The 11,856-nt window shown below is 48.2% G+C and carries 13 protein-coding genes; 11 read left to right on the top strand and 2 right to left on the bottom strand.

Features of this window, described 5'->3' with window-relative positions; translation table 11 throughout:
- The first annotated feature begins 251 nt into the window (after positions 1–251).
- The 8 genes from AC4PM4_RS15285 to AC4PM4_RS15250 all read left to right on the top strand — a co-directional run bounded on the left by AC4PM4_RS15285 (position 252) and on the right by AC4PM4_RS15250 (position 7,200).
- Positions 252–665: a YlbF/YmcA family competence regulator gene (locus tag AC4PM4_RS15285; protein WP_372828763.1), complete on the top strand. Its 414-nt coding sequence runs from the start codon at positions 252–254 to the stop codon at positions 663–665.
- Positions 666–910: 245 nt separating this feature from the next.
- The gene (locus AC4PM4_RS15280; protein ID WP_063566353.1) at positions 911–1,336 is read left to right on the top strand and encodes a PaaI family thioesterase; all 426 of its coding nucleotides are present in this window, start codon (positions 911–913) and stop codon (positions 1,334–1,336) included.
- 58 nt (positions 1,337–1,394) lie between these two features.
- Positions 1,395–2,198: an NUDIX hydrolase gene (locus tag AC4PM4_RS15275; protein ID WP_062326181.1), complete on the top strand. Its 804-nt coding sequence runs from the start codon at positions 1,395–1,397 to the stop codon at positions 2,196–2,198.
- 64 nt (positions 2,199–2,262) lie between these two features.
- Entirely contained in the window at positions 2,263–2,832 is a 570-nt protein-coding gene (locus tag AC4PM4_RS15270) for a cysteine hydrolase family protein (RefSeq protein ID WP_090805439.1), read from the top strand.
- Between the two features lie 206 nt (positions 2,833–3,038).
- On the top strand, positions 3,039–4,493 hold the full coding sequence (locus tag AC4PM4_RS15265; RefSeq protein ID WP_063566350.1) for a nicotinate phosphoribosyltransferase: 1,455 nt from the start codon (positions 3,039–3,041) through the stop codon (positions 4,491–4,493).
- Positions 4,494–4,802: 309 nt separating this feature from the next.
- Complete coding sequence (locus AC4PM4_RS15260) at positions 4,803–5,450, top strand: hypothetical protein (RefSeq protein ID WP_491613987.1); 648 nt, start codon at positions 4,803–4,805, stop codon at positions 5,448–5,450.
- A gap of 101 nt (positions 5,451–5,551) precedes the next feature.
- Positions 5,552–6,571, top strand: coding sequence for an acrylyl-CoA reductase family protein (locus AC4PM4_RS15255; protein WP_063566348.1), 1,020 nt, complete (start codon positions 5,552–5,554; stop codon positions 6,569–6,571).
- Between the two features lie 95 nt (positions 6,572–6,666).
- A complete protein-coding gene (locus tag AC4PM4_RS15250; RefSeq protein ID WP_491613984.1) occupies positions 6,667–7,200 on the top strand; it encodes a hypothetical protein in 534 nt (177 codons plus the stop codon).
- A gap of 41 nt (positions 7,201–7,241) precedes the next feature.
- On the opposite strand, the gene AC4PM4_RS15245 is transcribed toward AC4PM4_RS15250, so the two are convergent.
- Positions 7,242–7,763, bottom strand: coding sequence for a MogA/MoaB family molybdenum cofactor biosynthesis protein (locus AC4PM4_RS15245; protein ID WP_090807431.1), 522 nt, complete (start codon positions 7,761–7,763; stop codon positions 7,242–7,244).
- Positions 7,764–7,929: 166 nt separating this feature from the next.
- Between AC4PM4_RS15245 and AC4PM4_RS15240 the strand changes: the two genes are divergently transcribed.
- Together AC4PM4_RS15240 and AC4PM4_RS15235 are read left to right on the top strand one after the other, a co-directional pair.
- Positions 7,930–9,075 (top strand): CobW family GTP-binding protein, encoded by a 1,146-nt coding sequence (locus AC4PM4_RS15240; RefSeq protein ID WP_491613982.1) that lies wholly within the window; start codon positions 7,930–7,932, stop codon positions 9,073–9,075.
- A gap of 67 nt (positions 9,076–9,142) precedes the next feature.
- Positions 9,143–9,478 (top strand): four-helix bundle copper-binding protein, encoded by a 336-nt coding sequence (locus AC4PM4_RS15235; protein ID WP_063566344.1) that lies wholly within the window; start codon positions 9,143–9,145, stop codon positions 9,476–9,478.
- A 168-nt stretch (positions 9,479–9,646) separates the two neighbouring features.
- Here the strand turns inward: AC4PM4_RS15235 and AC4PM4_RS15230 are convergent, their stop codons facing one another.
- Positions 9,647–10,000: a hypothetical protein gene (locus AC4PM4_RS15230; RefSeq protein WP_491613980.1), complete on the bottom strand. Its 354-nt coding sequence runs from the start codon at positions 9,998–10,000 to the stop codon at positions 9,647–9,649.
- 115 nt (positions 10,001–10,115) lie between these two features.
- On the opposite strand from AC4PM4_RS15230, the gene argS reads away from it, so the two are divergent.
- Complete coding sequence (argS, locus tag AC4PM4_RS15225) at positions 10,116–11,855, top strand: arginine--tRNA ligase (protein WP_491613978.1); 1,740 nt, start codon at positions 10,116–10,118, stop codon at positions 11,853–11,855.
- Position 11,856 lies beyond the last annotated feature (1 nt).

Genomic DNA, 11,856 nt, shown 5'->3' with positions numbered 1-11,856 from the left:
GCGTAGCGAAGGTGACGGAACCGATTCTGTAGAAGCGAAGCGTTCGCCTTTGTCTCCAAATTTTATCCACAGACTATTACAATCAGAAAAATTTGGAGACAACAGCGATCGAAAGAACGATCCGTAACCGCAGCGGTCAATCAAGCAGTTAACTAAGCTTAGTGCAACATCGAGTATTTCATCTTATATCATCTCATAGAATGGAGCGATTTCGAGTGGCGCAGGAAGAAGTGCAGTACAACCCTTATGGAATGCCTACCTACGATACGCGCGATCTGGTTATACGCGACGACATTATGGGAAAAGCCAAAGAATTGGCTGATATGCTTGGAACGAGCGAGGAAGTTAAACAGTTCCAACAGGCTGAGTCCAAAATTCGCGATCATGAGCGCATCCAACAATTGATTGCAACGATTAAGAAGAAACAAAAGGAAATCGTTGCTTTTGAAAGCTTCAAAAATGCAGACATGGTCAGCAAAATTGAACAGGAAATTGAGGATCTGCAGGCAGAGTTGGACGGCATTCCACTCGTTACGGAATTCCAGCAAAGTCAAAGCGATATCAATTATTTGCTTCAGCTTGTTATTTCTGTAATTCGGGATACCGTCTCCGAGAAAGTGAACGTGGAGGCAGGTACGGATTCACCTCCGACCAGCTGCGGGTAAGTGAACGGAAGGGTGCGGACGCAGTCCGCGCCTTTTTTGATCATCTCAGACTCCACGTGGTGGGGTTATTTTGTGTGGTGGCCTGATCAAGACAACTTCACTGGATAAGACCTGTTCCGTAAGAGCAGGCTTAATATAATAACGAAGCACTTTAGATCAACTACGAAAAGAACCAATGCTGGTAAAATCATCAACAACATACATCATGGGCTTTATACTTAAAGTGCACTAAAGGGGAAATCAATATGGGTATTTTGGACAAAATGGTTGCAGAAGGAAACGGAAGATTTTGGGGCTTTCTCGGTTGTCGGTTTATTAAAGGTGACGGAGAAGAAGTACAGATCGCGCTGACAGCGGGCGAACATCACACCAACTCCATGGGGATTATTCATGGTGGAGTGCTGACGTCCCTGATGGATCAGGCGATGGGCATGGTAGCTACAGCGGCAATGGCAGTAGACAGTTGTGTGACCACCAATCTGAATGTTCATTTCTTGGCACCTATGAAACAAGGGGAATTAATCGTGACATCAACGATCCTTCATCAAGCGGGGCGTAGTGTGACGGCACAATCTGAGGTCCGGGATGCATCTGGAACGTTGGGATGTATGGCAACAGCTACATTCCGTATAGCGCGAGTAAAAGCGCAAAACACGGAATCTCAAGGTTGACAAAAGATATTATTATGTCATAATGAAAATATCAAAATGAGAATAGTCGGTGGTGCCCATGAGCGAAAACTACGAACAATTCAATGCTGAAAGCGATGAACAGGCAGCACGTGCCTATAGTTCCAAGAAATATCGTACACCCGATGGTGTTCCTGCGGATATCGTCATGTTTACCTTGACCAAGCGGGAACGCAAGACGGTAACCAAGACACTCCCAATCCGGGAGTTGAAGGTCATGCTGATCAAACGCAAAGGTTGGCCTTTTGCAGGAAGATGGGCGTTGCCCGGTGGATTTTGTCAGGAAAATGAATCCATCTATGGTGCTGCAAAGCGCGAGTTGATGGAAGAGACAGGTGTGGACGGCGGACATCTGGAGTATTTGAATGTATATAGTCAGCCTGGGCGTGACCCCAGAGGATGGATTATCTCACATGCGTTTTTTGCACTGGTAGAGGAATGGATGTTGGAACACCGTCAGGCTGCAGATGATGCTGAGGATGTTGGATTATTTACGATTCAGGAAGCTTTGCAAGAGCTCGAGCTTGCCTTTGATCACCGGACGATTATAGAAGATGCGTACCGGCGTATTCAACAGCAAATGCTGGAAACGACGATTGCACGACAGTTCCTGCCTCGTGATTTTACACTAAGCGAGTTATACCAAGTGATTCAGAGTGTTGTACCTGACTTTGAAGAACCGAATTTCATTCGGAAGATCACTTCTACACGTAGCCGCAAAGGCATTGTGGAAGAGGTTCGGGATGAGGAGGGCAACCTGCTAAGCTCCAATCAATATTCACAGCGTCCGGCACAGCTATACCGTTTTACGGAGCTTGTACCTCGTCTTTCCATCTATACTTAATTCGCAAGCGAATCATGATGGATTGAATCAGGATCAACCTATTCTCAAAAAGGGAGTGTGGACGATGAAAGCACTGATTGTAATCGATTTTACACGTGATTTTGTGACAGGTTCGTTGCCTGTAGGCGAGCCTGCTGTGGAGATTGAGGAGACGATCGCAGCTATAACGGAGGCTTATTGCAATAACAAGCATGAGGTTGTTATGGCCGTGGACTTGCATGAAGAGAATGATCCTTACCATCCGGAAACTGCTCTTTTTCCTCCCCATAACATCAGGGGTACGGAGGGAAGACAGCTTTATGGTCGTCTAGCCCAGGTTATGGAAGAACGGGAATCTCAGATTCGATGGATGGATAAAACAAGATACAGCGCATTCTGCGGTACAGATCTGGAGCTGCGCCTGCGTGAACGTGGAATAACAGACATTGCACTGATCGGTGTATGTACGGATATTTGCGTACTGCACACGGCAGTGGATGCTTATAATAAAGGTTTTCACATAACGGTATATGAAGACGCCGTGGCGAGCTTCAATCAAGCGGGACATGATTGGGCGCTTGGACATTTTCGTTCCAGTCTTGGGGCCCAGGTGGTCAAAGCGAGCGATACCGTTCTCGCAGGCTTGAACCTGTAACTGAACCTGTGATCATATCCATCATATTCTGTTGGTTGAACAAGTGTTATGTTGCTGGGGAATATGGTGAATAGGAATAAACCGGAGACTTATGCAATGGTACGTAACCAGAATCATGAATCATGAGCAATGAGTCTCCACATGTTGACCCGTGTCTGCAAGGCTAGACCTGCCGACACAAGCGGAAGTCAGAGAGGATGAGACAAATGCAGACGACTAGCCTGGCTTTACATACGGATAAATATCAAATCAATATGATGTACGCCCACTGGGTGAATGGAACTCACAAACGGAAAGCGGTGTTTGAAGCCTATTTCCGCAAGCTTCCTTTTGGCAACGGATATGCCGTATTTGCCGGATTGGAACGCATTGTGAATTATATCAGCCAGCTTCGGTTTACGATGGAGGACATCAAATATTTATCTAAACAAGAGGAAAATTACGATCCGGTCTTTCTGGAAGAGTTGCTCCAGTTTTCATTTCAGGGGACGATTCATTCCATGAAGGAAGGGGCGCTCGTTTTCCCTGATGAACCGCTCATTCGGGTAGAAGGCTCCATTATGGAGACACAACTGGTGGAGACGGCGATACTTAACTTCATGAATTATCAGACGTTAATTGCAACGAAGGCTTCCCGGATCAAACAGGTGGCAAGTCAGGACACGTTGCTCGAATTCGGAACACGACGTGCCCAGGAAGCGGATGCGGCCATTTGGGGGGCGCGTGCCTCGTATGTGGCAGGATTCCATGCAACGTCTAATATGCTGGCTGGAGAGCGATTTGGAATTCCGACAGCAGGGACACATGCCCATTCCTGGGTGCAGAGTTTTATGAGTGAGCAGGAGGCGTTTGACGTCTATGCCAAAGTGCTGCCAGATCAAGTGACACTGCTGGTCGATACTTTTGATACATTGAACAGTGGTGTACCCCATGCAATCAAGACCGCCAAGAAGCTGGAGAGCCAGGGTAAAAAGATGAACGCCATTCGTCTGGATAGCGGGGACCTTGCGTATCTATCCATTCAAGCTCGGCAGATGCTGGACGACGCCGGACTGGATTACGTGAAGATTGTAGCTTCCAACGATCTGGATGAAAATACAATTTTCAACCTTAAGGCGCAAGGAGCTCGCATCGATACATGGGGAGTGGGCACACAACTAATTACCGCTTCCGACCAACCTTCTTTGGGTGGCGTGTATAAATTGGTGGAGCGTGAAGTGGATGGTGCCATGCTGCCTACGATCAAAATTTCGGCCAATCCCGAAAAAGTCTCCACACCAGGTAAAAAAGAAGTCTTCCGGATCATTGATCCGAAACATGGCAAGGCGATTGCAGATTATATCTGCTATCCAGGAGAAGAGCAGCCGCTACAGGGCGGGCCGCTCAAGCTGTTCAACCCGCTACACCCTTATCTGAAAAAGACGGTAACCCGCTACGAAGCAGTAAATATGCTGGAACCGATCTTTGTGAATGGGCGCAAAGTGTATGAGCTGCCTACCCTGGATGAAATTCGAAGTTATCACCGCGAGCAGATGGATCTCTTCTGGCCGGAATATCTGCGGAAACTCAATCCTGAGATTTACCGCGTAAATATCAGCCCTGCGGCCTGGAATATGAAGCAGAAGCTCATTGCTGAGCACGTGCAATCCACCGAAGAATAAATCAAATAAAGGGGCATAACCGGAAGGACGTAGACCGGGTTATGCCTTTTTGGTTTCTTCTTTCTTGCTGATTGTCCCGCATGACGAATGGATGGTGTGTGAAACATCATGGACAGACAGTCCTTGAACTGCGGTATACTATACCTTCAACGGACGCAGGTTTACAGGGAAATGAAGCCATTATTTCTCGGGAAAGCGCAGGAGACGTCAAATACTGCATCTTTCCGAGCGTGCCTTTCGACAGGATCTGTTTCTATGGCTGTTTCAATTGCGTATCTGCCGGGGATGAATGAAAGAGGAGGTGCAACCATGAAATGGATTTTGGCACTGACCTGGCTGGCTTTCATTGCGTACGCCTGGATTTGGGTACCTGGGCAGCCTCTTGGGAGTGACCCTGTGTTTAAAGAGCTGGTCACACTGCAAAGCAAAGAACCCTGGCTACTAACGGTATTTTCGTGGCTTGGGATTTATCCGGCTATTTTCGCTTGCCTGCTGTTAAGGAGGTCAGGGAAAGCGAAAGGATCTCGTGTACCGGCGTGGCCTTTTGTGTTGCTGTCTTTTGGTTTGGGAGCCTTTGCGCTGCTGCCTTATTTTGCGTGGTCCTCGCAAACACACAGAGGTTCGGGATACGAACGCCTCTCCTTTGGTAGTCAACGTGAATCGGGTATTGGACGTGTGGCAGCTCATAAGCTGACCCATGTGGTTCTGCTGCTGCTTACATTGGGCACAGGCTTCTATGCAGTGACTCAAGGCAATCCTGATGTATACATGGAAGCGTTCAGGGAGTCTTCCTTTGTACATATTATGACAATTGATTTCGTCATCCTAACTTTGCTTTCCGTGATCGCATTGTTCAGGGATGCTTTTGAAAATTGTCGTTCTCGCGGGTGGGCAGTTGCAGGGGTGATCCCATTGATAGGTCCGCTCATTTATTTGATGACCAGCCGGAGAGATTGAGTTCGACGGATGTCGCCCTTATACTTGTTTAAATTGAATGCGAACAATTCATGATATGAATAGAAAAATAAGTAAATTTATAACTGAGGAGAGGATAACGAATGAAGAATACTTTTCCTGCCTATGTCGTGCGTAAAGAAGAACAGGGTGGCGTGAAGGCTGCTATGGAGCAGCTGACGAAAGAGGACTTGCCTAATGGTGACGTAACCCTACAGGTTCAATACTCAAGCGTCAATTTTAAAGATGGTCTCGCCACAACTGAAAAGGGCGGTGTGGTTCGCGAATATCCGATCGTACCGGGGATCGATCTTGCAGGGATTGTAGAGGAATCGGTGAGCGGCCGGTTTGCACCGGGGGATCGGGTGATCAGCACAGGCTTCGAACCGGGCGTTTCTCATTTTGGAGGGTACAGTCAATATGCGCGTCTGCGCAGCGAATGGCTTGTTCCTCTGCCGCATGGACTCAGTGAGAAGGAAGCGATGGCAATTGGAACGGCAGGGTTCACTGCGGCACTTTCGGTAGATGCTTTGTTGCGGGCTGGAGTGACTCCGGAGATGGGCAATATTCTGGTGACCGGAGCAACCGGAGGAGTAGGGAGTATGGCAGTAGCTATTCTGGCGAAGCTGGGATTTGAAGTGACAGCAAGTACAGGCAAAAAAGATCAACAGGAGCAGCTGCTTCGGAATCTGGGTGCCTCACATGTCATTTCACGCGAAGAAGCGGACGCGCCAGCCAAGGGAGCAATGGGCAAACAGCTCTGGGCAGGTGTTATTGATCCTGCAGCAGGTCCTGCACTGGCCGAACGTCTGAAACAGATTCAATACGGAGGCGCTGTCGCCGTATCAGGCTTAACCGGAGGGGCTGCATTCGAGTCCACCGTATTTCCGTTTATTTTGCGGGGGATTCAATTGATTGGGATTGATTCAGTCTATTGCCCGATGGAACGGCGGGAACGGATATGGAAGCTGCTTGGCGGAGAATGGAAGCCGGATCGGGCGCTGGAGCTAGGGATTCAGGAAATCTCATGGGTACAACTGCCTCAGACACTCGAAACGATCCTCAAGGGAGGTGCTGTAGGTCGTACGGTAGTTAATACGATGTCCGATACGCCTGCCGAATAAGATCCTTTTCTCCTAGACATGCTAACTCTACCTGAGAGCGTCACCGTGCATGTGGCGGGAAAGGAAGGATGAGTATGCGTGTTAACAGAAAAGGATTGCACTATAGATCTGGACGTGTGAAGTCTGTCTTGGTCAGTATGGTCGTGGTGCTATGTACAATATCGGTAGTAGCGTGTTCAGCATCGAATGTGGAGCAGGAACGGAAAATATATACCCGACAAGCGACAGATGAAGGAAATGTTCGGGCAAAGAGTCAGGGTCACGGGTTAAATGGTCCATTAATTCAGGAGCTGGATGAAGCTTTTGCTGCAAAAGGCATAAAGTTAATGAATAATATGTCCGCTGATGATGGTGAGGACGGAATCTCTTATATGTACCTGCTGAATGGAAGTGGCAGACATATTGTAAAGGTCCATATTTTCAGTGATGCCCCTACAAGAGTAGCCCGGATGAACGAAATGTACGGTAATGATGGCGATGAGGCTGTGATGGAAAATGTACTTGGCAAAACAACGATTCGCAGCAAAGACTACGTGTCACTGGTCTATACGGCTTCGGGTGGAGAAAAGGACGATTATGAAGAAGACGTTATGCAGGTATTCCAGCATGTGCTTGAGCAACTGAAGTAATTGACTCCACTAAAATAAATCCGAAAAACCCGTCTGATTATTCAGACGGGTTTATATATTTCACGCATGACATGCCTCAGTTCAGGCAAAATGAGTTTTTCCATTGCCAGTTTGACAGCTCCCTTGGAGCCCGGCATGGAGAATACGGCCGTACGCCCAATCGTACCGGCTACGGCCCGGCTAAGAATGGCAGCAGAACCGATATCCTCGGTATAGCTGAGGAAGCGGAAGATTTCTCCAAACCCCGACAGCTCCTTATCGAGTAGTGAAGACACTGCCTCGTATGTTGTATCTCGGGGTGCAATTCCGGTCCCACCGCTGAGCAGCACGGCTTCGATATCGTCACGAACGGCTGCATCCTGCAGGATGCTTCGAATGGTTTCAGTTTCATCCGGTGTAATGATATATTCGACGATCTGGTAGCCTGAATCGGTCAGCAGCTTATGCATAAGTTGTCCGCTTGTATCAGTGTCCTTCGTGCGGGTATCTGATACGGTTACAATCATACAGGATACCGTGTCAGGGGCTTCCTGACGATGTTGTTCCACTGAATTGGTCATAATACATCCTCCTCCAATCAACATGTTCTCATAGCATAGACCATTCAGTAGAATGAGGCAATGGACTTGCAAATAGAAGGCCAGGATTGCGCAAAGATTGCAGGATAGTGTACACTCGCTAGGATAGAGATAGATCAGTTCCATTGGAGAAATAGAGAGGTGAACAACGATGAGTGAATTAAAAACAAATGAATCATCCATACCTGTATATATATTGTCAGGCTTCTTGGGCAGTGGTAAAACGACACTGCTTGTTCAACTGATTGAACATTGGCAGCAACAAGGTCTCCGGCCCGCCGTTGTCATGAATGAATTGGGTGAAGTCAATCTGGATGGTCAGATTGTGGATGCTTCCGTGCCCATGACGGAAATGTTAGGAGGATGCATTTGCTGTACCGTGCGCGGTGACTTGGGGCTGCAACTTGCTGATCTTGTGCAGGAGGAATCGCCTGATGTCATTATCATCGAAGCAACAGGAGCAGCCAACCCGATGGAGATTCTGGATGCAGTAACGGAAACATCCCTCTATATGCGACTTGAACTGAGAAGCCTGATTACTGTAGTAGATGCCGCGCATCTGTCAGGGCTGTACCAGGAGCAGAAGGGACAAACCTTCAAGCTGATGCAGGAGCAGATTCGCTGTGCGTCTGTACTTCTCCTGAATAAAACGGACCGGGTGAATCAGCAGCAGTTGGCAGATCTGCAGGACCTTTTGGCACGCTGGAACGGTTTTGCTCCGGTACTGCCTACGGTGAAGTGTGAAGTCGATATGGATGTGCTGCTTCGTAGCGGAGACAATGTGCATGCCTATCAATCTGTTGAGGAGACGAGTAAACACGCGGAGAAGGAACATCACGTGCATTCCGAGGCTTGCGCAGAGCATGGGTGCAACCACGATGATGGACATGAACATCATGAGCATGTGGATCATGATCACGAAGAACATCAACATTCTCAGGGGAATGACCATGAACCTCCTCATGACCACAACCATAGTCATAATCATGCCCATCCCCATGCTTCGCATGAACATGTCATGGTATATACACACTATTTCACCCAGCCGGTGAACAGTGAGGCTTTTGAGCGCTTGATAGCTGAGTTACCACGCGACGTGTACCGGGCAAAAGGGATTTTATCTTTTAGCGATACGTCCAGCCGGTTCTGGTTCCAATATGCTTACCGGGAATCGGATTATATGAAAATCACACCTCAAGGGGATGTGCCTAACGTAGCTGTGTTTATAGGTGAGCATTTCGATCAGTCGGTCATTCGCAACCAATTGCTGGAATTAGAGGCGGCAAATCAGGTTTAATGATTCAAGGTTCCTCCAGACGGGGTATTAAGAAGCATAGCAAACTTAGTCTGGGAGGTAACTTTAAATGACACAACAACAATATCAACAATGTATCGATGCTTGCCTGGAGTGTATGAATGCTTGCAATGTATGTTACATATCGAGTCTGAAAGAATATGATCTGGCGATGCTGCGTGATTGCATTCGTTTGGATCGGGAATGTGCAGAGATCTGCAATTTTGCTGCTCAATCCATGACACGTGGGAGTGATTTCATCGCCGAAATTTGCGAACTATGTGTGAAAGCATGTGAAGCTTGTGCTGCTGAGTGTGGCAAACATCAACATGATCATTGCCAGGCTTGCGCAGAAGCTTGCCGCAAATGTGCAGAGGCTTGCCGCATGATGGCCGCAGTAGCGTAAATATAACTCGATTGAATTAAATTGGGTTAAAAATAAAAAGCCTGAGCAATGTGCCAGATGCCAGGCTAATCCCCTCACAGAAGACAACGTAATAAGACATCCGATAAGATGTACTTCAACGTTGTCTGCTGGAGGGGATTTTTTATGGATATAGCATAGTAACATTCTTCACCATCGCAGGCGAGAACTTCTATCGCCAGCAGGCTCTCCATTGGCAAATGTATGTAACAGGTTGCCAAAGCAGAGCGTGATCTGTATAATGATGGCAATGAATTGAAACGATGAATATCCGTGATCGGGAGAGTAGCCAGAATCCATGCATAACAGCGAGCCGGGGCAGGTGGAAGCCGGTATGACATGACCTGAGTGAAGCGCACCCGTGAGATGGTTGTCCGAAGGAATGTTTACACTTTTGAGAGGGTGTAGAGCAGGTAGTAGAGGACAATCCGGCAGGCGACCGTTAATCGCAACGAGCGGAGCACGCTGTGAATGTACTAAGATGTACATTTGCTGCAGGCTCACCTAGAGTGGTACCGCGGGAACTGTGAAGATCAGCTCTCGTCTCTGATATAGAGACGAGGGCTTTTTTTGTTTTCTATAGCATGGCTAAATACGATAATGACTAGGAGTGTTCGACATGTTGATGAATCAGGCAGCAGCACAACTTGCTCCGTTAACGGGAATGAAGCAAGACGAGGTGTTGAGATTACTGGAGGTTCCACCACAGGCGGAGATGGGTGACGCCGCGTTTCCCTGCTTTATTCTGGCCAAGTCGTTGAAAAAAGCACCCGCGGTTATCGCCGCTGATATCGCAGCCGAATTACAGACCGTTGGGCTGGATGCTTCGCCAGCAGGACCCTATGTAAACATCCGTTTCAATCGGGAAGATCTGGCGCCGAAGCTGCTGCAAGAACTGGGACATAAAACATTTGGCAAGCTGCAGCTGGGGGCAGGTGCACGCGTCGTGATCGACATGTCGTCGCCTAACATTGCCAAGCCGTTCGGAATCGGTCATCTGCGCTCCACCGTAATTGGGGCAGCATTGTATCGGTTATATAACGAGGCAGGCTATACTTCGGTCAGTGTGAATCATCTGGGGGATTGGGGAACGCAATTCGGCAAGCAGATTGCAGCCTACAAACGTTGGGGTAATAATGAAGCGCTACAGGCTGCGCCAATTCGTACCTCATTGGAGCTGTATGTGCGTTTTCACGATGAGGCGGAGAATGATCCATCTTTGGAAATCGAGGCACGAGATTGGTTCCGCAAGCTGGAGCAAGGGGATGAAGAGGCGCAGCGGTTATGGACCTTTTTTGTAGAAGTGAGCATGAAAGAATTCAATCGGATGTATGAGCGTCTGAATGTACAGTTTGACCATACGCTGGGTGAGAGCTTTTATAACGACAAGATGGGTGCAATAGTTGAAGAACTGAAAGCAAAAGGATTGCTCGAAGAGAGCGAAGGCGCATTGGTGGTACGTTTGGAGGAGGAGAATATGCCACCTTGCCTGATTATCAAAACCGATGGAACAACCATCTATCCAACACGGGATTTGGCAACAGCCGTTTATCGTCATGATGTGATGAAGGCAGATAAAATGCTGTATGTAGTCGGGGGAGAGCAGAAGCTTCATTTCCGTCAGGTCTTTGCGGTATTATCCCGGATGGGGTATGCATGGTCTGAGATTTGTGAACATATTCCGTTTGGCTTGATGCGTTTCGAAGGACGGAAGATGTCTACCCGCCGGGGAAAAGTTGTCTTTTTGCAGGAGGTACTGGACGAGGCGGTTGCTCGGGCATTACAGATTATTCAAGAGAAAAATCCAAATCTGCCGAATTCGCAGGAGGTTGCGGAAGCGGTTGGTGTAGGTGCAATTGTATTCGGAGATCTGCGGAATAACCGGTTGAACGACATCGATTTCTCGCTCGAAGATGCGGTGAGCTTTGAAGGCGAGACAGGACCTTATGTGCAATACACACATGCCCGGATTAACAGTGTGCTTGCGAAGGCAGCAGAGGCGGGGCGTGTGGAAAATGAAAATCAATTAGAGAATGTTCCTAGCAGTTTTAGTAACAATGCTGCGGCCAACACTCAGAATAAGCCGGTCATGGTCGGTGACACTTCATGGGCATTGCTGAAACTGCTGACGGATTATCCGCAGTATCTGGAAAAAGCAATTCATCGCAACGAGCCTTCGGTCATTGCCAAGTATGCGATAGATGTTGCCCAAGCGTTCAACCGCTTTTACCATGCGGAACGAATTGCGGATGCACCGGCTGACGTCAAACCCTTCCGGGTGGCGTTAACAGAGCGTACGGCGGAGCGTCTTGCCTACAGCCTATATTTACTGGGCGTTCAGGCCCCTGAACGGATGTGAT

The sequence above is a fragment of the Paenibacillus sp. MDV22-iso6 genome (assembly GCF_058408365.1).
The sequence above is the reverse complement of the archived record's forward strand: the minus strand, read 5'-3'. Positions and strand labels throughout refer to the sequence as shown.

What these genes read in the sequence shown, in the direction of transcription:
- argS (WP_491613978.1), top strand. Translation starts at nt 10,116, where the DNA reads ATGTTGATGAATCAGGCAGCAGCACAACTTGCTCCGTTAACGGGAATG.
- AC4PM4_RS15255 (WP_063566348.1), top strand. Translation starts at nt 5,552, where the DNA reads ATGAAGAATACTTTTCCTGCCTATGTCGTGCGTAAAGAAGAACAGGGT.
- AC4PM4_RS15260 (WP_491613987.1), top strand. Translation starts at nt 4,803, where the DNA reads ATGAAATGGATTTTGGCACTGACCTGGCTGGCTTTCATTGCGTACGCC.
- AC4PM4_RS15275 (WP_062326181.1), top strand. Translation starts at nt 1,395, where the DNA reads ATGAGCGAAAACTACGAACAATTCAATGCTGAAAGCGATGAACAGGCA.
- AC4PM4_RS15235 (WP_063566344.1), top strand. Translation starts at nt 9,143, where the DNA reads ATGACACAACAACAATATCAACAATGTATCGATGCTTGCCTGGAGTGT.
- AC4PM4_RS15265 (WP_063566350.1), top strand. Translation starts at nt 3,039, where the DNA reads ATGCAGACGACTAGCCTGGCTTTACATACGGATAAATATCAAATCAAT.
- AC4PM4_RS15285 (WP_372828763.1), top strand. Translation starts at nt 252, where the DNA reads ATGCCTACCTACGATACGCGCGATCTGGTTATACGCGACGACATTATG.
- AC4PM4_RS15240 (WP_491613982.1), top strand. Translation starts at nt 7,930, where the DNA reads ATGAGTGAATTAAAAACAAATGAATCATCCATACCTGTATATATATTG.
- AC4PM4_RS15270 (WP_090805439.1), top strand. Translation starts at nt 2,263, where the DNA reads ATGAAAGCACTGATTGTAATCGATTTTACACGTGATTTTGTGACAGGT.
- AC4PM4_RS15280 (WP_063566353.1), top strand. Translation starts at nt 911, where the DNA reads ATGGGTATTTTGGACAAAATGGTTGCAGAAGGAAACGGAAGATTTTGG.